The sequence below is a fragment of the Deinococcus aquiradiocola genome (assembly GCF_014646915.1).
In the GTDB taxonomy this organism is placed as follows: domain Bacteria; phylum Deinococcota; class Deinococci; order Deinococcales; family Deinococcaceae; genus Deinococcus; species Deinococcus aquiradiocola.
Genome location: NZ_BMOE01000005.1, coordinates 230,131 through 250,256 on the forward strand (window position 1 = coordinate 230,131; position 20,126 = coordinate 250,256).

The window sequence follows — 20,126 nt, forward strand, 5'->3', positions numbered from 1 at the left end:
CGCGCCCACCCTGTTCGGGGTGGGCGCGGTTCGGCGTGCGCGGTTTACCAGATGTAGAAGATCGCGATGATCAGGAGCCACACCACGTCCACGAGGTGCCAGTACAGGCTGGCGGGCGTGAGGGAGCCGTGGTTGGTCTTGTCGAGCTTGCCGGTCATGGCCTGGAAGTAGGGGAGGGCGACGCCCGTCCCGCCGATCAGGATGTGCAGGCCGTGCAGGCCGACGATGATGAAGAAGCACGACTGCCACAGGTTCTGCGTCCAGTTGCTCTCCTTGCCGAAGAGCGAGAACTCGTAGATCTGGAACAGCATGAACAGGGCGCCCATCACGAGCACGATGAACAGGCCCAGGCGGGCGCGCGTCATGCGGTGGTGGTGCTGGTCCTGCTCGGCGCGGTGGATCACGAAGCTGCTGCTGACGAGGATCAGGGTGTTGAGCGCCGCGAGCCAGATGTTGGGGCGCATGGCGGGCGGCTCGGCGTGACCGGTGACGCGCAGGTACACGTACCCGGCGATCAGCACGCCGAACAGGCTGATTTCCGAGAGGATGAACCACGCCATGCCCATGAAGCCGTTGTCGTACTTGGTGAGCGTGTGGTGCTCGACGGGCACGTCGTACTCACGGGTGCCGGCCCACTTGAACATGCCGAACAGGAACAGCGGGATGCTGATGTACAGCAGGATGGTGGCGCTCAGCTGCGGGGCGGGCGTGTTCTGCGGGTGGTACCCGGTGAACCAGCCGAAGGAGATGCCCCAGCCCATCAGGAGCAGCGCGACGGCCGTGATGAAGGGACCCCAGCTGCTGACCGGCAGGTGAATGCTGGCCGGGTCGACAGGCTTGAGTTTGGTGCCGCTCTGCTCCCAGTCGTACAGGGGGCGTTCGGTGGGGAAGGTCTTGGGGAAGTCGTGCGCGAAGTTGTAGTCGGCGGGGGGGCTGGCGGCCGTCCATTCGAGCGTGAAGCCGCCCCAGGGGTTGGCGCTGGCCGTGATGGGACGCTGGAAGCTCTGGAACATGTTCCAGACCCAGATGATGCCGCCGACGAGCAGCAGCAGCGCGCCGAAGGTGGACACGAGGTTCAGTTCGTTCCAGGCGAAGTTGCCGTCAGGGTACGTGTAGTAGCGGCGCGGCATGCCGAGCAGACCGAGGATGTACTGCGGCAGGAAGGTCATCCAGCTGCCGACCATGAAGAACCAGAAGTGCGCGAGGCCCAGTTTCTCGTTCAGGAAGCGGCCCGTCATCTTGGGCCACCAGTAGTAGATGCCGCCCATCGCGAGGAAGGCCGTGCCGAACATCATGACGTTGTGGAAGTGCGCCACGACGTAGTAACTCATGGTGACCTGGTAGTCGAAGGGAATCATGCCGAGGCTCATGCCGGTGATCCCGCCGATCAGGAAGTTGAAGATGAAGCCGATCAGCCAGTACGTGGGCGTCTTCATGATGATGCGGCCGCCCCAGAGCGTGCCGATCAGGTTGAAGATCTTCACGCCGGTCGGCACGGCCACGATCATGGTGGCGACCATGAACGCGATCTGCCAGGACTCGGGAATGCCGAGCGCGAACATGTGGTGCAGCCACACCAGCAGGCTGACCAGCACGATGCCGAGCAGCGAGTAGACCATGACGCGGTACCCGAAGAGCGGCTTGCGGGCCATGGTGCTGGCGATCTCCGCGCCGATGCCCAGGTAGGGGAGCAGCATGACGTACACGGCGGGGTGCGAGTAGAACCAGAAGAACTGCTGCATCAGGACGGGCACGCCGCCGATGCCTGGGTTGAACATGCTGAGGCCCATCTTCAGTTCGAGGAACGTCACGAGGGCCGCGGCGGTCAGGCCGCCCAGGGACACCAGCTGCAGCATGCTGGTCGCGAAGATGCTCCACGCGAAGATCGGCATCTTCCAGAGGCTCATGCCGGGCGCGCGCATGTTGATGATGGTCGCCGCGAAGTTCGCGCTGCCGAGCAGCGAAGAGATGCCGTTGATGATGAGGGCCACCATCAGGACGGCCACGCCGGTCTGGTTGGCGTCCACGGACAGCGGGTAGTAGAAGGTCCAGCCGACGCCGGGCGCGCCGCCGTTGAGCATGGCGACGATCACGAGCACCAGGCTGAAGATGAAGCCCCATACCGCGAAGGTGTTCACGCGCGGCAGGGCCACGTCGCGCACGCCGAGCTGCAGCGGCAGGAAGTAGTTCCCGAAGCCGAACAGGCCGATGGGAATCAGGAAGAAGAAGATCATGACGGCGGCGTGCAGCGTCAGCACCTGGTTGTAGGTGTTGCCGACCAGGAAGGTGTTGTTCGGTACGGCCAGCTGGATGCGCAGCGCCACGGCGAGCATGCCCGCGATGGCGAAGGCGACGATGCTCGTGACGATGTACAGGATGCCGATCTTCTTGTGATCGGTGGTGGTCATGTAGTCGAGCAGGACCGACAGCGCCTTGGGACGCTGGGACTGGGCCTGGGTTGGAATCTGTACAGCCATTGTTGCTCCTTAGTGTTCCAGGCGGGGGTTAGCGGACGGGAACCTTGCCCCAGTAACTGGCCTCGGCGGGCAGCTTCAGGGTGTCCAGGTAGGCCTGCAGGTCCGTGAGGTCCTGATCGCTGAGCTTCTCGTAGGCGGGCATCAGGCTGCCGGGCTTGACGGCGGCACTGTTCTTGATCCAGGGCTTCAGCATGGCTTTGGCCTGCTCGCCTTCCCAGCGGCCCGCGCCGAGGGTGTTGCGGCTGCCGAAGTAGCTGAGGTCCGGGCCGACGGCGCCCGCGGCGGGCGTGCCCTGAATGCGGTGGCAGCTGGCGCACGCGGCCGCACCGGCGCTCGCCTTGCCCTGCATGAAGATGTTGTACCCGGCCTGCTCGCTGGGCGTGGCGGGCGCGGGGGCCTTGTAGGCCTGCGCGGCGCTGATGAAGGCGTTGTACTGCGCTTCGGGCAGCGCGACGACCTTGAAGCGCATGTTGGCGTGGCTGGCGCCGCACAGCAGGGTGCAGTTGCCCTGGTACACGCCGGGCTGGTCGGTGTCGATCTGGAAGGTCTTCTTGCTGCCGGGGATCGCGTCGCGCTGACCGCCGAGGTTCGGCGCCCAGAACGCGTGGATGACGTCCTTGGCCGTCACGGTGATGGCGATCTGACGCCCCGCGGGAATGACGAGCTCGTTGCCGTTCGTGACGGTGCCGGTGCCGCCCTGGATGGGCGAGCCGGGGTACTCGAAGGCCCACCAGAACTGCGCGCCGGTCACGTTGACGTGCAGCGCGTCCTTGGGGGTGGGGTTCACGATCGCCATGGTGCGCGCCGCGAGGATCGTGATGATGGTCACGATGATGACGGGCACGACGATCAGGATCGTTTCCAGGCGGTTGTTGCCGTGGAACTGGTCCGGTTCGGCCGTGTGCTTGTCCTCACGGAACTTGTTGACCGTGTAGAACAGCGCGTAGCTCACCCCGATGAAGATCAGGATGGCCATGACGATCACGGCGACGCTCATCCACCAGATGTTGCGGTTGTAGGACGAGTGCATGTCGCCGATGCTGAGGGTCTGATCGGCGAACGCGACGCTGCCCAGGGCGAGTGAGGCCAGGGGCGTCACGGCACGCAGGGCCAGACGGCTGAAGGTAGGGCGGGGTAGGGTGTTCAACTTCACTCCTTTCTTACTTTTCAGTCACAGTTTAAGCGCATCTGGGCGCAGACGGATGGGAATGAAGTCCCGCTGAAGGTGCCCGGACGTGCCGGGCGGTCTCTGTTCGGGGGACAGCTTACAAAGAAATGCCGTCCCGTGTCACACCTGCCGCGCCGCTCACACGAGCAGCACGCGGTCCACGGCGCCCGCCAGGAACAGCACCGCGAGGTACAGCATGCTGTACAGGTACAGCGGCACCGCCATCTTGCGGGTCGCGACCTGCCCCGCCATGACGGGCCGGTACAGCCGCCACGCGAGGCGCAGCAGCCACGCGCCGGACAGCAGCGCCACCGCGAGATAAATCCAGCTGACCTCGTGGAAGGTCCAGGGCAGGACGCTCAGCACCACGGTGTAGATGCTGTACAGCCACACCTGCGCCACCGTCAGCCGGTCGCCGTGAATGACGGGCAGCATCGGGATGCCCACCTCGCGGTACTCCTCCTTGATCATGATCGCCAGCGCCCAGAAGTGCGCGGGCGTCCAGAAGAAGATGATCGCGAACAGGAACCACGCGAACAGGTTCAGGTCGCCCGTCACGGCCGCCCAGCCGACCAGCGGAGGGAAGCAGCCGGCCGCGCCGCCCAGCACGATGTTGTGCCACGTGCGGCGCTTGAGCCACAGCGTGTACACGCCCACGTACGTCACGAAGCCCGCGAGGCTCATCCACGCGGCGAGCGGCGTCGCCCACACCCACAGCGCCAGGAAGGACAGCAGCTGCAGGGCCGCGCCGAACATCGAGGCTTCCCGCGTGCCGATCAATCCGCTGGAGGTGGGGCGTTTCGCGGTGCGCGCCATCTTCAGGTCGATGTCGCGGTCGATGACCATGTTGAAGACGCCCGCCGACCCGGCCGACGCGTACCCGGCGAGCGACACCACGATCAGCAGCGTCAGGCCCGGCCAGCCGCGCTGCGCCATGAACATCGCCGTGACGGTCGTGAACAGCAGCAGCGAGATGACCTTCGGCTTGGTGAGCGCGAGGTAATCGCGCCACGACGCGCGCGTGCGGGCCGCGACAGGAGCGGCCGTCACGCGCCCACCCCCGCCGGGACAGCCGCGCCGTGCGGCTCGGGACGGGCCGTCATGGCCGTGTAGCACAGCATCACGACCGCCAGCCACATCAGGCACGCCAGGAACAGGTGCAGCAGCTGCATCCAGCCGGGCGCCTTGAGCGCCACGTTCAGCACGCCCGCCACGATCTGCAGGCCCACCAGCGCGTGCAGCGCGACCTTCCAGCGGCGCGGCTGCAGGGCACGCCCGCTGCCCTCACGGCCCGCGACCTGAGCCGCGAACCAGATCAGGTACGCGGACACGCCGAGCGCCAGGGTGGGGTGCAGCACCCGCAGGTTCTGGATGAGCGTGGCGCTGAGCGAGAAATCCTGCCGGACCGTGTCGAGCGGCGTCATGCCGGTCGGCGTGAACAGCAGGTCCCCGAGCGCCGTCACGGCGCCCGCCATCCCGAGCAGCAGCATGCTGACGATCGCCACCGCCGACAGCCAGCCCACGCGGCCCTGCCCGCGCAGCCGCAGGCGCGGCCCGCCGGACGCCCACACGGCCGTCAGCAGCAGCGCGCCCAGTAGCGCGAAGGTGTTCGCGAGGTGCACGCCCTGCACGAACCCACGCGCCGGGTTGGTGCTGGTCGCCGTGAGGCCCAGCAGCACCTGCACGCCGCCCACCAGCCCCTCGAAGACGATCAGCAGCAGCGACAGGACCGCGCCCGTCCGCACCGGATGCCCCTTCGGGCTGCGCAGCAGCGCCAGGCCCAGCAGCGCGACCGCCAGCAGGCCCGACACGCCGCTCGTGAGCCGGTGCGAGAACTCGATCACGGTGTTCAGCGTCGGAGAGACCGGCACGGCCACCCCGTTGCACAGCGGCCAGTGCGCGCCGCACCCGGCACCCGCCCCGCTGATGCGCACGAACGCGCCCCACAGGATCACGAGGACGTTGTACGCCAGCGCACTCCACGCCAGCCACGTCAACAGTCGGCCCGCCGGAACGCCCGTCCCGGCCGTCCGGTCTTCAGGCCGCAGCTTCTGGCCTTCAAGCACCCCATTCACACCACACCACCTCCGGTTGTCTCTGCCCAGCGTACGACCCGGCAGGCGGGTCTTCTCACGGCACTCATTCACCCCGATTCTAACGGCCTGCAGCGGCGACCCTCCCGTACGATTGTCCCCACGCCCGCCGCACTGTCCTCCGCGCGGTACGGACACCGTGCGCGGGCGGCCGTGACCTTTGACTCTGATGCGCCCGCCCCCCACCCCCTACACTGAACCGAAATGGGTGAACTCTTAGCGACGGCCTCTGTCATCACGATTGTCCTGAGCGGACTCGCGCTCGTCACGGGCGTCGTCCTCATCCGGCGCGGCAACCGCGAGGCGCACATGCGCGCCATGCTGACCGCCACCAGCCTCGCCGTCCTCTTCCTGGTCTTCTACCTCTCCAAGGTCGCCATCGGGTATACCAAGACCTGGGTCGGCCCGGCCGAATGGCGCACGTGGTACCTCGTGCTGCTCGCCACGCACACCCTCATGGCCGCCCTCAACGTCCCGCTCGCCCTCGTCGCCCTGTGGTACGCCTGGAAGGGCCGCATCGCCGCCGGATCGCTCGCCCGCATCCAAGAGGTGCCCGCCGCCGCCGCCCTCTTCGCCCGGCACCGCGCGTGGGTGCGCTGGACGGTCCCCGTCTGGCTGTACGTCGCCGTGACCGGCTGGATCATCTACGTGGCCCTGGAACGCTTCGGCGCCGTGAAAGGCTGAGCGGCCCGTGAACCGCCCACGCGCCCAGACGCCGCCCGCATCCACTACCCTGCACGTATGAAACTCACGGTTCCGCAGATCACGGCGGCCACCTCACCCCTCGTGATGGTCACCGCGTACGACTACCCCGGCGCCGTCCACGCCCAGAACGCCGGCGTGGACCTCATCCTCGTCGGGGACAGCCTCGGCAACGTCGTCCTCGGCTACGACAGCACCGCGCCCGTCACGCTCGGCGACGTCATCCACCACGGCCGCGCCGCCCGCCGGGGCGCGCCGGACACCTTCCTGGTGGTCGACATGCCCTTCGGCACGTACCACACCGGCGTCACCGACGCCATGCGCAACGCCGTGCAGATCATCCAGCAGACCGGCGCGGACGCCGTCAAGATGGAAGGCAGCTCCCCTGAAGTCCTCCAGGCGACCGCCACCCTGTCCCGCAACGGCGTGCCCGTCATGGCCCACGTCGGCCTCCTCCCCCAGACCGCCACCGCGCAGGGCGGCATGAAAGTGCAGGGCCGCGACGAGGAAGGCGCACGGCAGGTCCTCAAGGCCGCGCAGGACGTGCAGGACGCCGGGGCGTTCGCCGTCGTGCTGGAAGTCATCCCCGCCCGCCTCGCCCGCATCGTCACCGAACGCCTGCACATCCCCACCATCGGCATCGGCGCCGGACCGCACTGCAAAGGACAGGTGCTCGTCACGCACGACCTGCTCGGCATCTACGAAGGCGAACAGAAGAAGATCGCCAAACGCTACGCCGAGATCGGCGCGCTCTCCACGCAGGCCATCCGCGACTACGCCGCCGAGGTGCGCGGCGGACAGTTCCCCGCCCGCGAGAACAGCTTCGTCATCAAGGACGACGTGCTTGACAAACTCTACTGAAGGCAGGGCCACGTCACCCCACCCACCCTGGACCCGATCCCCTGGAGACCCGCATGACCGCAGCCCGGCAGGACGACAACCGCGAACTCGTGAAGCTCCTGAGCGCCCTCGTCGAGCGCTACCCCGATCAGCGTTTCGGCCAGCTGCTCGTCCACTCGGGCATCCTCCAGTACGAGCCGCGTGACCGGCAGGACGGCACGGCCACACCGTCCCTCCTCGACCCCTTCAACGAAGAGTCGCGCCGCACCCTGCACCGGGCCGTGAAGGCCCTGAAAGGCCCCAACCCATGAACATCAACGTCACGCGCTGGACCGTCACCCGCAAGAAGATCCGCCCGAGCTTCAACCTCGGCGCGCTCGGCATGCTGTTCAGCGTGTCGGACCGCGTGAGCGGCCCCAGCCTGAACGACCGCGACCGCCGCGACGTGGCGTACCCGTACCGGCTGGCCCTCGACGCGGCCGCCCGCCCCGGCCGGTACCGCCTGGACCCCTCCGGCCCGGCCGCCCGCGCCTGGGCGGAGGCGCTCGGCACGCGCGAGTGGCGCACCGAGGCCGGGAAGGGCGGCCCGGCCCTCGTGACGGACCTGACCGAGTACGAGCGCCTCCAGTGGGAGGAACTCGCGGCGGGCCGCGCCCTGACCCTCACGTTCCAGCCGCTCGACTGACGGCAGGGCCGCACGGGCGGCGGGACCGGGCACGTCGTGCGTCCGGTCCCGCCGCCCTCATCTTTCCGCACCCGGCCGGGTCATACGGTTTTGAGCTGAACTTTTGGAGTTCAGCCGAGCGAAGCGAGCACCAAAAAGTACGGTTTTGAGGAGGTGGAAGGGATGTCGGTGCTGTTCCCGGCATCCCTGGAATCGGATCAAAACCGTATCAGTTCAGGGTGCGGCCCTTGTGCGTGCCGATCAGCGTCTCGGCACGAGTCAGGTGCTCCTGCAGCGTCCCGTACCAGTCGTCGCTGGGGTCGGTGTACTCCAGCGCCTGCTGCGCGTGCAGGTACGCGGCGGTCGGGTCCGGGTAGCCCTGCTGCGCCATGATGTCGGCCGCCATCTGTTCGGCCGTCACCCAGTCGCGCGTGCCGGGCGCGGCCTCGCGCGAGACGCGCAGGTAATGGTCGAGCGCCTCGTCGAGGTGGTAGTAGTCCATCTCGACGCTGCCGAGCACCAGGCTGGCCGGGACCACCGCGCCCTGCGCGAGGGCGAGTTCGGCGGTCGTCTGCGCCTCCTGAAGCCGACCGAGGCGGTACTCGGCCTCGGCGATGTCGGCCAGCACTTCCGGCACGAACGGGTAGTCGGCGACGTTCGCGGCGCTTTCCAGGCGGTCGCGGGCGTCCAGCGGACGGTCCAGGTCGAGGAACGCGACGCCCAGTTCGTGCAGGGCGTACGGGCGGTCCTCGGGACCGGCCAGGGCGAGCGCCTGATCGAAGTGCGGGATGGCGTCCGACTGGCGTGCCTGCGCGACGAGCACCTGTCCGTACACGAGGGCCACGCCGTAGCTCGGATCGCCCGCGAGCCGCTCCAGCCGGTCCGCTTCCTGAATGCGTTCCAGGGCCGCGTCCGTCTGATCCTGATTGAGCAGCGCCTGCGCCATCAGGTAATGCCAGCTGGCGAGGCCCAGCGCGCCCGCCGTGGCGTCCGGGTCGAGCGTGCCGCTCAGGTCACCGAGGTCCGGGTACAGCGTCCGGGCGCGTTCGAGGATGGCGGCCGCCTCCATCGGCTGGCCGAGCTGCAGGTGCAGCGCCGCCTGTTCCTGCAGCATGCTGGCGCGCGACACGCCGCGCGCGAGGCGGGCCGCTTCGGCGTACAGGTGCAGGGCCGCCTCGGTGTGCCCGAGGTTCTCCTCGCAGTCCGCCTGCCAGCTGCGCAGTCGCCAGCCGAGGTGCGCGGGCAGGTCCTGCACCGGCAGGTGCACGTCCAGCGCCTCCTGCCAGCGGTCCGCGAGCGCGAGGGCCGACATGGTGTGGAAGCGGCTGAGCGGGTCGCCGTGCACGGCGCGCACGTCCGGGTACGTGGCTTCCGGACCGCGCAGACGCGCGTCCAGCTCGGCGCTGAGCGCGAGGAACAGCGGCTGTTCGCGCACGTCCGGAGAGAGGCGCGCGGCTTCGGCCAGCGTGAGCTGCGTCTCGTCGCTGGCGACGTCGCCGTACAGGGCGTGCAGGCTCGCGAGGTACAGGCGCAGTTCGGCGCGCGACGCTGCGGGCTGCCGCTGCCGGTCGGCCTCCTCGATGGCGAGGTCCAGCACGCTGAACGCCGTGTCGAAGTCCTCCTGCGGCGCGGCCTGCGCGGCATCGGTGCCGGGCTGGGCGGGGCCGGAGAGGGCGTCCGTCACCTGCTGCCAGGTGGTGAGCGGGTCGATCATGCACGCCCCTGGTGAGGGCCTGCCGTTGATGCAAGCGCAGCATCCGGCCGCGTGCCGGAAGGGATGGTCTGGGAGGGGAGGCGTATCATTCGCCCTTCAGCATAAGGCAGGGCAGCATCAGGCAGGGGCGGGAAGGGTGGGGGCCGCACGGTTAAGCGCAAGCTCAAGGCCAGATGTGTGCGGCACTACTCCCCCTAACCTTGAGTGCGGTACACTCAAGTTACCTGGGCTGACCAGTCCGGCCACCACCGCGCGCCCGGCCCGGACCGCGCGCGTGCCAGAGCCGCCCTGAGCATACCGGACACCGTCTGTACTTCCCTGGAGGAACCCCTTGAAGCGTTTCAATCCCTGGCTCATCCTGCTCTTCGTGGTGGCCCTCTACCTGATGTTCACCGCCGCACCGCTGGGCGGATCAGCGAAGGTCAACTACAACACCTTCAAGACTCTGGTCGCCAATGGCCAGGTCGAACAGGTCGTCATCTCCGAGAGCACCGCCACCGTCGACCTCAAAACCCAGACCAGCGTCCCCGTCATCGTCGGGAACGCCACCCAGACGCGCAGCCTGAAGGAATTCCAGGTGCGCCTCCCCAACAACCTCGCCACGCCCGACAACACCCTGCAGGCCGACCTGAGCCGCCAGGGCGTCCAGGTGCGCTACGAGGTGCCCAGCCAGTGGCTGAATCTCCTCGTGAGCCTGCTCCCCGTGCTGCTGATGGTGGGCCTGTTCGTGTTCATCTTCATGCGCGCGCAGGGCGGCCAGAACGGTGTGATGCAGTTCGGCCAGAGCCGCGCCAAGCGCTACGGCAAGGAGAACCGCGTCAGCACCAAGTTCGCGGACGTCGCCGGGCACGACGAGGCGAAGAAGGAACTCGTGGAGGTCGTCGACTTCCTCAAGAACCCCGCCAAGTACCACGCGATCGGCGCGGAAATCCCCAAGGGCGTGCTGCTCGTCGGCCCTCCCGGCACCGGCAAGACCCTCATGGCGCGCGCCGTGTCCGGCGAGGCCGACGTGCCGTTCTTCAGCGTGTCCGCCAGCGAGTTCATGGAGATGTTCGTCGGCGTCGGCGCGAGCCGCGTCCGCACCCTCTTCGAGGACGCCCGTAAGAGCGCGCCCGCCATCATCTTCATCGACGAGATCGACAGCATCGGCCGCAAGCGTGGTGCCGGTATCGGCGGCGGGCACGACGAGCGCGAACAGACCCTCAACCAGATCCTGTCCGAGATGGACGGCTTCGAGAAGGGCGCCAGCATCATCATCCTGGCCGCCACCAACCGCCCCGACGTGCTCGACTCCGCCCTGCTGCGCCCCGGCCGCTTCGACCGTCAGGTCACCATCGACCTGCCGAACCTCAAGGAACGCGAAGCGATCCTCGGCGTGCACCTGCGCGGCAAGCCCCTCAGCAGCGGCGTGGACGTGCCCGAAATCGCCAAGAGCACCCCGTACTTCAGCGGCGCGGACCTCAAGAACATCGTGAACGAGGCGGCCCTCGAAGCGGCCCGCATCAGCAAGACGCAGATCGACATGAGCGACTTCTACCGCGCGCTCGACAAGATCACGCTCGGTCTGGAGAACAGCTCCCTCACCATCCGCGACGAGGAGAAGCGCGCCATCGCCTTCCACGAGGCCGGGCACGCCGTCACGGCCGCCGTCATCCCCGGCAGCGACAAGCTCCAGAAGGTCAGCATCATCCCGCGCGGCCGCGCACTCGGCGCCGCGTTCTACCTTCCCGAGGAGCAGGTGCTGATGAGCAAGGAACGCCTCGAGAACCAGCTCGTGGTCGCGCTCGGCGGACGCGCCGCCGAAGAGGTCTTCATCGGGAGCGTCACGAGCGGCGCCGCCGACGACTTCCGCAAGGCCACCAACATCGCCCGCAAGATGGTGCTCGAGTGGGGCATGGGCGACAACTTCAAGAACATGGCGCTCAGCACCGAGTCCGGCCCCGTCTTCCTCGGCGAGGACATGTCCCGCCCCAAGGCCTTCAGCGAGCACACCGCGCAGCTGGTGGACGAGGACGTGAAACGCATCCTGTACCGCGCCTTCGAGCGCGCCAAGGCCCTCGTCACCGAGTACCGTCAGGCCATGACGGACGTCGCGGACGCCCTGCTCAGCCAGGAACTCATCACGGGCGACGTCGTGCGTGACGCGGTCGCCCGCGTGAACCCCGAACTCGCCAACCCCGTCAGCCTCAACAAGAACTGATACGGTTTCGATCCGATTCCAGGGATGCCAGTGCTCTTTCCGGCATCCCTTCCATCTCCTCCAAACCGTACCTGTTGGCTCTCGCGGCCGGGCGGCGGCTTCGCGTTCCGCTCGGCTGAACTCCAAGAGTTCAGCTCAATGTTGTGTGATCCCGCCAGACTGCCCCCCGCCTTCACCGGCGGCCCGGTCGAGGACACGCCCCCGTTCAGGCCCACCGGCCGGGCGGGGGCGCTGCCGTGCAGCCGGGACGGACCTCTTCTCGCCCGTCAGAGCGGAAACCCTGCAGGGAGACGCTTACCATGAGCGGCATGAATATCGATCTGCATGGCCGACTTGCCCTCGTCACGGGCGGCTCCGGGCAGCTGGGGCGCGTCATGTGCCGCACCCTCGCCCGCTGCGGCGCGGACGTCGCCGTCCACTACCACCGCAACCGCGAGGGCGCCGAGGGGCTCGTCACCGAATTGCGCGCGACGGGCGTGCGCGCACACGCCGTGCAGGCCGACGTGACCCTCCCTGCCGACGTGCGCGCCATGCGGGACGCCGTGAACGCGCAGCTGGGCGATCCCGACATCATCGTGAACAACGCCGTCATCCAGTTCGCGTGGACGTCCGTTCTGCAGCAGTCCCCGCACGATTTCGAGGGGCAGTTCCGGTCGAGCGTGCTGCACAACGTCCTGATGGCGCAGACCTTCGTGCCTGCCATGCAGGCGCGCGGGTGGGGCCGCGTGATCGGCATCAACACCGAGTGCAGCCTGCAGAACACCCCCACCCAGGCCGCGTACGTGGCCGGGAAGCGCGGCATGGACGGCGTGCTCCGCGTCCTGGCGCGCGAGGTCGGGCCGCAGCAGGTGACGGTCAATCAGGTCGCGCCCGGCTGGATGATCAGCGAGGACGTGTCCGACGACGACACCGCCAGCGCGTACCGGGAAGGCGTGCCGCTCCGGCGGCGCGGGACGGATCAGGACGTGGCGAACCTCGTGGCGTTCCTGGCGTCGGACCTCGCCGCGTTCATCTCCGGGCAGTTCATCTCCGTGTCCGGCGGCAACGTCATGCCCGCCATCTGACCCGGGTTCCGGTTGAATCCCGCGGCGTCTTCGTGTTCAGTCCAGGTGGAACGCGTACGGCTGGCCCGGCCGTCAGTCCGGGCGTTCCGTCCGGGCTGCACTGAGGAGTGCCCAGCGCAGCAGCAGCCATGACGCGGCCTCGATGACGTTCGCACCGGTGTACAGGACCTGACTGGCGAGCGTCTGGGCGGGCATCCCGCCGAGCGGCACGACCGTCAGGACCGCCTGCGCGGCCGCGAGGGCCGCCGCGAGGTTCGCCACGTCCACCAGCGAGGACCGGCCCGCCGTGTCGGCCGGGTTGACCATGAAGCGCACGCTCCACAGGTACGCCAGGAAGCTCACGAGAATCCCGACGCCCGACACCGTCACCTGCACGGTGGACGCGACGGGATTGACGGGGTACACGCCCGCCACGGCGGGCAGGAACGTGAACAGCAGCCACAGCGTGCCCTCGAAGGCGATCACCCACGGGTACAGCATGCTGACGGCCGTGCGGAGCGGGTCCGTGGTGAGGACCACCCCGCCGCGCAGCACGCGGCCCATGAGTGGCGTCCAGAGGGCCAGCAGCACCGTGGACGCCACGAGGTCCACGAGCGGCAGCCACAGGCCCAGCCCGCTGTTCGTGGTGGTGTACGCGGCCAGCGCGGCGAGACTCGCGGCGCGCAGCCACAGGCCCGCCAGCGCGAGCGTCGGCGCGGTGCTGGGCGTCAGCACCGCGTCACAGGCCCAGCCGCGCGTTCAGGACCTGACGCACCACGTCCGGTCCCGCCTGCCCGTTCATGGCCTTCATGACCGGCCCGAACAGGGCGTTCGCGGCCTTCAGGTTCCCGGCCCGCACCTGCTCCACTGCCGCCGGGTTCGCGGCCATCGCGGCGTCCACGGCGGCCTCGATGGCGGCCGTGTCCGTCACGACGCTCAGCCCGCGCTCCTGCACCAGCGCGGCCGGGTCGGCGCCCTCCATCACTTCCGGCAGCAGGTCCTTCGCCATCTTGCCGCTGATGCCGCCCGCCTCGACCAGCCCCACCAGGGACGCCAGGTGCTCCGGCGTCAGGTGGCTCGCCGTGAGCGACTGTTCACGCGCGGCCAGCCAGCCGGCCACGTCCGTCAGCAGCCAGTTCGCGAGCTTCTGCACGTGCAGCTTCGGGTCGTGCCGCAGCGCGGCGTCCAGGAAGCGGCTCTGCGGCACGTCCACGCTGATTGCGTCGGCGTCCGCTTCGCGCAGGCCCGCCGCGACGTACCGCTCGCGCTTCCGGTCCGGCAGTTCCGGCATCTGCGCCCGCACGCGCTCGATCCACTCGGGCGTGATGTCCAGCGGAGGCAGGTCCGGCTCCGGGAAGTACCGGTAGTCCGCCTCGCCCTCCTTCGTGCGCATCACGAAGGTCCGCCCGCCGCCGTCGTCCCAGCCCATCGTGTCCTGCGTGATCGTCCCGCCCGCCTGCAGTACACGCGTCTGCCGCGCGATCTCATACTCCAGCGCCCGCTGCACGCTGCGGAACGAGTTGAGGTTCTTCACCTCGACCTTCGTGCCGAACGGCGTGCCGGGCCGGTGCACGGACACGTTCACGTCACAGCGCATCTGGCCCTCCTCGGGGTTCGCTTCGGACACGCCCAGCGACTGCGCCACCGCCCGGATCAGCGTCAGGAACTTGCGCGCCTGTTCCGGTGAGCGCAGTTCCGGTTCCGTCACCATCTCGATGAGCGGCATGCCCGCCCGGTTCAGGTCCAGCAGGCTGTACGGCGCGTACAGCGGGTGCATGAGTTTCCCGGCGTCGTCCTCCAGGTGCGCGCGCGTGATCCCGATCCGCTCGCCGTCCACCATGACCGCCCCGTTGCGCGCGATGGGCCGGTCGTACTGCGACAGCTGGAAGTTCTTGGGCGCGTCCGGGTAGAAGTAGTTCTTGCGGTGGAACTGCGTGAAGCCCGACACGTCGCACCCGAGCGCCAGCCCGAACATGATCGCGAGATCCACGGCCCGGGCGTTCAGGGTGGGCAGCGTGCCGGGCAGGCCCAGCGTCAGCGGGTCCGTGAAGGTGTTCGGCTCCTGCCCGAAGTAGTCGGTGCTGGCCGCACTGAAGATCTTGGTGCGGGTGTTCAGGTGCAGGTGAACTTCCAGCCCGATCACGGCCTGAAGATCGGTGGGGGAGGCAGGAACAGACATGCAGCGAGTATAGGACATGCGCCAGAAGCAACCAGAGACGCGCAGTAGGCATCTGGAAAGAGGAGGGGCCGCCCCCGACGACAGGGCCAGAAGCAACCGGAGACGCGCAGTAGGCATCTGGAAAGAGGAGGGGCCGTCCCCGACGACAGGGCCAGAAGCAACCGGGGATGCGCGGCGGGCGTCCGGCAGGAGGGGCGCGTGGTTGATGAAGCGGCGGTCAGCGTTCCCGGCACACGGGCGGCCCGCGCGTGCCGATACTGTGGGGCATGCCAGCCCAGTCCGCGCCCGTGCAGCCCATCGTGTTCCTCGACACCGAGACGGGCGGCACCGACCCGGCCGTCTTCCCGCTGCTGACGGTGGGGCTCGTGACGCTGACGGAGGGCGTCCTGAGCCGCCCGCTGCACCTGAAGGTCCGGCACGACACGTATACGGTCCGGGCGGAGGCGCTGGCCGTGACGGGCATCGATCTGGTCGCGCACCACGCGGACGCCCTCCCGCCGGACGCTGTCGCGCAGGCCATCCGCGAGTACGCCGCGCCGCTCGGACGCGTGATGCTGGGCGGCCACAACTTCTCCTTCGACCTGGGCTTCATGCGCCGCCTCATGCCGGACCTGTACGGCGTGTTCCGGCGCGGGTACGCGGACACCAAACTCAGCGCGCAGTTCCTGATTCACGCGGGTCTGCTGCCGCGCTCGGTGGGCACGCCGCTGGAGCAGCTGGCGAAGCACTTCGGGGTGGAGTACGGCGCGCACGACGCCCTGGAGGACGCCCAGGCCACCGCGAAGGTGTACGTGAAGCTGATGGAACTGGCGCGGGCAGGAGCGGGCTAACCGGTCATGTAAACGTGTCATCCGCACGGGCAGACGCCCGAACGACGGTCGTGACTTCGGGACGTCTGGTTCGGGCTGCGCGGTTTGCTGTTCAGGCGCAGGGGGCGAACAGGGAGGGGCCCGTACGGTTTTGATCCGATTTCAGGGATGCCGGGGAGAGCACCGACACCCCTTTCACCTCCTCAAAACCGTACTTGTTGATGCTCGCTTCGCTCGGCTGAACTCCAAAAGTTCGGCTCGAAACTGTATCAGGCCCTCTATTCCCCGGCCTCGGCCCGTGCCGCTCTGGCCGGTCCGTTCTCCAGTCCCGGGGGGCGGCCGCCGGGGAAGCGGGTGTGGACGGGGTCGACCGCCTGTCCTCTGGGCATGATGTTGGCGGTGCGGCCACGGGCGTCGAGCACCCCGAGGAAGGTCTGCATGACGTTCACTTCGCCGTGCACGAGCCAGATGCGGGCGTCGCCGGTCGCGTCGAGCCAGGCGAGCAGGTCGTCCTGGTCGGCGTGGGCGGAGAAGCCGCCGATGGTGTGCACCTGGGCTTTGACGGCGATCTCTTCGCCCATGATGCGGACTTCCCTGGCGCCTTCCACGATGCGGCCGCCGAGGCTGCTGGGGCTCTGGTAACTGACGATCACGAGGCTGGTGCTGGGTTTCCACAGCTGGTGCTTGAGGTGATGCTGGATGCGGCCGCCGGTCATCATGCCGTTGCCGGCGAGGATGATGGCGGACCCGTCGTAGCGGTTGAGGCGCTGGGATTCCTGGCTGGTCGTGACGACGTGCAGCGTGCTGGGCCGGAAGGGGTCGTCGCCGCTGCGCAGCAGGTCGCGGACTTCGGGGATGAGTTCGTCGCCGTACTCGAAGTACTCGTTGGTGGCGCGGGCGGCCATGGGGGAGTCGAGGAAGACGGGGATGCGGGGCACGGCGCCGGAGTCCATGAGGCGTTTCAGGGTGTACAGGATGACCTGGGTGCGTTCGATGGCGAAGCTGGGGATGAGGATCTTGCCGCCCAGCCGGACGCTCTGCGCGAGGACCTGCGCGAATTCCTGCACGGTTTCGGTCAGGGGGCGGTGCGTGCGGTCGGCGTACGTCGTTTCGATGAGGACGGCGTCCGCTTCCTGGGGGAGCGTGAAGTCGCGCTGCAGGCCGCTCTCGCGGTTGCCGAGGTCGCCGGAGAACAGCATGCGTTCCCCGCCCGCTTCGAGCAGCAGGAAGGCGCTGCCGAGGATGTGTCCGGCGCGTTCGGTGCGGACGCGCAGCCGGCCGAGCGTGAACGTCTCCCCGAATTCCAGCTGCGGGCGCAGGAGCGCGAGGGTGTTGTGGACGTCTTCCTCGTCGTAGAGGGGGTCGGGGATGGCCTGTTCGTCGTGCCCGGCGCGGCGGGCCCAGCGGAGGTCACGGCTGTAGCTTTCGAGCTGCAGGCGGGCGCTGTCGAGGAGGACCGTGCCGATCAGGGCGGCGGTGGGGGGCGTGCAGAGCACCGGGCCGCGGTAGCCGCGCTTGTACAGCAGCGGCAGCCGCCCGACGTGGTCGAGGTGCGCGTGCGTGAGCAGGACCGCGTCGAGGCTGGCGGGGTCGAAGGGGAAGGGCTCGCGGTTGCGGGCTTCGAGTTCGTCGTCTCCCTGGAACAGGCCGCAGTCGACGAGGAGGCGCAGGCCGCCCAGTTCCAGGTAATGCCCGCTGCCGGTGACGGTCTCGGCGGCCCCGATGCTCTGTAGGTGCATGGCCCAGTGTACGGTGCGTGTTCGTGCGCGGTCCTGACAGCTTTCTTCAGGTTCCGGGCGTGCCGTCCGGGCCGGGGGTGGGGGCGGGCACGTCTTGGCCCTGCAGGGCGGCGATCAGGGCGTCCCGGCTGGCCTGCAGGGGCGCGGTGAGGCTCACGCGGTACGTGTGCGGGTTCAGGAGGCGCAGCGTGCCTTCCGGCAGGCGCCGCAGTTCGGTGCGGGCGCGCGCCTGCACCTGCGGCAGGGTGGAGGGCGGCGTGACGCGCTCGCCGCCCTCCACGAACACGGTCCTGGGGTCGTGCCAGTCGAGGTTGGCGGGCAGGCGGCTGCTCTTGAGGGGGTTGGCGGGGTCGCTGACGCGCTGCCCCGCGCGGGGCGCGGCGGGGTCGCCCGCGAGGCCGATCACGTCCCAGCCGTACTGTCCGGCCTGCTCGCCGTCCGTGCCGGTGCCGCGCCACACGCGTTTCGCGCCGGGCAGGCTGGTCTTGCTGGGGTCGCCCGTGAGTTTCAGGCGGGGCTGGCCGCCGAGTTCCGCGAGTTTGTACACCCCGCCGAGCGCGCCGCCGCCCGGCCCGCCGCCCGTCACGAGCTGCGTGCCGACCGCGTAGATGTCGAGCCGCCCGCCCTCCCGGATGACGCTCTGGATGACGTTCTCGGACAGGTCGTTGGACGCCATGACCTTCACCTCCGGGAAGCCCGCCGCGTCCAGCGCGGCCCGCACGCGCCGCGACAGGTACGCGAGGTCGCCGGAGTCGAGCCGCACGGCGCGCAGTTCGTGCCCGCGCGCCCGCAGTTCCCGCGCGACCGTGATGGCGTTCGGCAGGCCGCTCTCCAGCGTGCTGACCGTGTCGAGCAGCAGGGTGGTGCTGTCCGGGTGCAGGTCCGCGTACGCGCGGAAGGCGGTCAGTTCGTCCGGAAAGCTCTCCACCCACGCGTGCGCGTGCGTGCCCACCACCGGCAGGCCGTACAGCTGCCCGGCCAGCACGTTGCTGGTCGCGGCGGCCCCACCGATGAAGGCCGCGCGGGCCGCGCCGAGCGCTCCGTCCGGTCCCTGCGCGCGGCGCGTGCCGAACTCCACGAGCGTCCCGCCGTCCATGACGGACACGCAGCGCGCGGCCTTCGTGGCGATCAGCGTCTGGAAGTTCAGGGTGTTCAGCAGCGCCGTCTCGATCAGCTGCGCCTCCCAGAGGGGCGCCGTGACGGTCAGCAGCGGTTCGTGCGGGAACACCACCGACCCCTCCGGGAAGCTCTCGATGCGGCCCGTGAAGCGCCACCCGCGCAGCGCGTCCAGAAACGCCGTCTCGAAGAGGTCCAGGCCCGCGAGGTACCGGAGTGCACCCTCGTCGAAGTGCAGGCCCAGCACGTACTCCAGCATGGGTTCCAGGCCCGCCCACACGCCGTACCCGCCCTCGTAGGGGTTGCGGCGGTAGTACACGTCGAACACGGCCGTCTGCGCGTGCATGCCGTTTCGCCAGTACCCGTGCAGCATCGTGAGCTGGTACAGGTCCGTCAGGAGCGGCGAGAGGTGATTGTGAACAGGGGCGGACGCGGCGGGCGAACTCACCCCACCACTATGCGCCACCGGGTGCACGGGCGGCAGGGCGGGCCGTGCCGCCCGTCACGGACCGGCGTGTGGCACGCGTGGCACACTGACGGCATGACCGATCTCCAGGCCCGTATCGTCGCCGAACTCGGCGTGCAGCCCACCATCCGGCCCGAGCAGGAGGTGCGCCGCCGCGTGGACTTCCTGAAGGCGTACCTGCAGGGCACGCCCGCGCGCGGCTTCGTGCTCGGCATTTCCGGCGGGCAGGACTCCAGCCTCACCGGGCGCCTGTGCACACTGGCCGTGCAGGAACTCAACGCGGACGCGCCGGGGGAAGGGTACACCTTCGTGGCCGTGCGCCTCCCGCACCACGTGCAGGCCGACGAGGACGACGCGCAGCTCGCCCTGACCTTCATCGGCGCGCCGGAAGTCGTGACGCTCAACATCGGGCCAGCCACGGATGCCGCCTCTGCGGGCGTGCAGGCGGCCCTGGGCGAACCGCTGCGGGACTTCGTGCGCGGGAACCTCAAGGCGCGCGAACGCATGGCGCTGCAGTACGCGCTGGCCGGGCAGCGGAACCTGCTGGTGGTCGGCACGGACCACGCGGCGGAGGCCGTGACGGGCTTCTACACCAAGTACGGGGACGGCGGCGTGGACGTCACGCCGCTCGTCGGGCTGAACAAACGCCAGGGCCGCGCGCTCCTCGAGAGCCTGAACGCCCCGGAACGCCTGTACCTCAAGACGCCCACCGCCGACCTGGAGGACGACCGGCCCGGCCTGCCGGACGAGGCGGCCCTCGGCGTCACGTACACCCAGATCGACGATTACCTCGAAGGCATGGCCGTGCCTGCCGAGGCGGCGAGCGTCATCGAGCGGTGGTTCACGGTCACGCGGCACAAGCGCGCCATGCCCGTCTCGCCGCTCGACACGTGGTGGCAGACGCAGCCCTGACCCT

At 69.0% G+C, this 20,126-nt stretch carries 17 protein-coding genes; 8 read left to right on the forward strand and 9 right to left on the reverse strand.

Annotated features, from left to right (window positions below; all coding sequences use genetic code 11):
* Positions 1-44: 44 nt before the first annotated feature.
* The 4 genes from IEY33_RS09795 to IEY33_RS09810 form a co-directional block, all read right to left on the reverse strand.
* Positions 45-2,477 (reverse strand): cbb3-type cytochrome c oxidase subunit I, encoded by a 2,433-nt coding sequence (locus tag IEY33_RS09795; protein WP_188962876.1) that lies wholly within the window; start codon positions 2,475-2,477, stop codon positions 45-47.
* Between the two features lie 28 nt (positions 2,478-2,505).
* Entirely contained in the window at positions 2,506-3,630 is a 1,125-nt protein-coding gene (gene coxB, locus IEY33_RS09800) for a cytochrome c oxidase subunit II (RefSeq protein WP_373288039.1), read from the reverse strand.
* Between the two features lie 153 nt (positions 3,631-3,783).
* Positions 3,784-4,695, reverse strand: coding sequence for a heme o synthase (locus IEY33_RS09805; protein ID WP_188962878.1), 912 nt, complete (start codon positions 4,693-4,695; stop codon positions 3,784-3,786).
* Positions 4,692-5,711, reverse strand: coding sequence for a COX15/CtaA family protein (locus tag IEY33_RS09810; RefSeq protein ID WP_373288043.1), 1,020 nt, complete (start codon positions 5,709-5,711; stop codon positions 4,692-4,694). Before IEY33_RS09810 ends, IEY33_RS09805 begins: the two co-directional genes overlap by 4 nt.
* A 231-nt stretch (positions 5,712-5,942) precedes the next feature.
* On the opposite strand from IEY33_RS09810, the gene IEY33_RS09815 reads away from it, so the two are divergent.
* The 4 genes from IEY33_RS09815 to IEY33_RS09830 are packed head-to-tail and all read left to right on the forward strand — an operon-like array spanning position 5,943 to position 7,965.
* The gene (locus IEY33_RS09815) at positions 5,943-6,422 is read left to right on the forward strand and encodes a DUF420 domain-containing protein (protein ID WP_188962881.1); all 480 of its coding nucleotides are present in this window, start codon (positions 5,943-5,945) and stop codon (positions 6,420-6,422) included.
* A 57-nt stretch (positions 6,423-6,479) separates the two neighbouring features.
* A complete protein-coding gene (gene panB / locus IEY33_RS09820; RefSeq protein ID WP_188962884.1) occupies positions 6,480-7,301 on the forward strand; it encodes a 3-methyl-2-oxobutanoate hydroxymethyltransferase in 822 nt (273 codons plus the stop codon).
* A 53-nt stretch (positions 7,302-7,354) separates the two neighbouring features.
* Complete coding sequence (locus IEY33_RS09825; RefSeq protein ID WP_188962886.1) at positions 7,355-7,591, forward strand: hypothetical protein; 237 nt, start codon at positions 7,355-7,357, stop codon at positions 7,589-7,591.
* Positions 7,588-7,965 (forward strand): hypothetical protein, encoded by a 378-nt coding sequence (locus IEY33_RS09830; protein ID WP_188962888.1) that lies wholly within the window; start codon positions 7,588-7,590, stop codon positions 7,963-7,965. Before IEY33_RS09825 ends, IEY33_RS09830 begins: the two co-directional genes overlap by 4 nt.
* A gap of 208 nt (positions 7,966-8,173) precedes the next feature.
* On the opposite strand, the gene IEY33_RS09835 is transcribed toward IEY33_RS09830, so the two are convergent.
* Positions 8,174-9,658, reverse strand: a complete 1,485-nt coding sequence (locus tag IEY33_RS09835) for a tetratricopeptide repeat protein (RefSeq protein ID WP_188962891.1) — start codon at positions 9,656-9,658, stop codon at positions 8,174-8,176.
* A 331-nt stretch (positions 9,659-9,989) separates the two neighbouring features.
* On the opposite strand from IEY33_RS09835, the gene ftsH reads away from it, so the two are divergent.
* Together ftsH and IEY33_RS09845 are read left to right on the forward strand one after the other, a co-directional pair.
* The gene (ftsH, locus tag IEY33_RS09840) at positions 9,990-11,858 is read left to right on the forward strand and encodes an ATP-dependent zinc metalloprotease FtsH (RefSeq protein WP_188962893.1); all 1,869 of its coding nucleotides are present in this window, start codon (positions 9,990-9,992) and stop codon (positions 11,856-11,858) included.
* Between the two features lie 308 nt (positions 11,859-12,166).
* Complete coding sequence (locus tag IEY33_RS09845) at positions 12,167-12,922, forward strand: SDR family NAD(P)-dependent oxidoreductase (RefSeq protein WP_188962896.1); 756 nt, start codon at positions 12,167-12,169, stop codon at positions 12,920-12,922.
* A gap of 72 nt (positions 12,923-12,994) precedes the next feature.
* Here IEY33_RS09845 and IEY33_RS09850 read toward each other — a convergent pair whose 3' ends face one another.
* Positions 12,995-13,636, reverse strand: coding sequence for a hypothetical protein (locus IEY33_RS09850; protein WP_188962899.1), 642 nt, complete (start codon positions 13,634-13,636; stop codon positions 12,995-12,997).
* A 4-nt stretch (positions 13,637-13,640) separates the two neighbouring features.
* Positions 13,641-15,080, reverse strand: coding sequence for an Asp-tRNA(Asn)/Glu-tRNA(Gln) amidotransferase subunit GatB (gene gatB, locus IEY33_RS09855; RefSeq protein ID WP_188962902.1), 1,440 nt, complete (start codon positions 15,078-15,080; stop codon positions 13,641-13,643).
* A gap of 266 nt (positions 15,081-15,346) precedes the next feature.
* Between gatB and IEY33_RS09860 the strand changes: the two genes are divergently transcribed.
* A complete protein-coding gene (locus IEY33_RS09860; protein ID WP_188962904.1) occupies positions 15,347-15,910 on the forward strand; it encodes a 3'-5' exonuclease in 564 nt (187 codons plus the stop codon).
* Between the two features lie 257 nt (positions 15,911-16,167).
* On the opposite strand, the gene IEY33_RS09865 is transcribed toward IEY33_RS09860, so the two are convergent.
* Positions 16,168-17,628, reverse strand: coding sequence for an MBL fold metallo-hydrolase RNA specificity domain-containing protein (locus tag IEY33_RS09865; RefSeq protein ID WP_188962907.1), 1,461 nt, complete (start codon positions 17,626-17,628; stop codon positions 16,168-16,170).
* Between the two features lie 46 nt (positions 17,629-17,674).
* Positions 17,675-19,192: a nicotinate phosphoribosyltransferase gene (locus IEY33_RS09870; protein ID WP_268238826.1), complete on the reverse strand. Its 1,518-nt coding sequence runs from the start codon at positions 19,190-19,192 to the stop codon at positions 17,675-17,677.
* A 93-nt stretch (positions 19,193-19,285) separates the two neighbouring features.
* Between IEY33_RS09870 and nadE the strand changes: the two genes are divergently transcribed.
* Positions 19,286-20,122, forward strand: coding sequence for an NAD(+) synthase (nadE, locus tag IEY33_RS09875; RefSeq protein ID WP_188962909.1), 837 nt, complete (start codon positions 19,286-19,288; stop codon positions 20,120-20,122).
* The last annotated feature ends 4 nt before the right edge of the window (positions 20,123-20,126 follow it).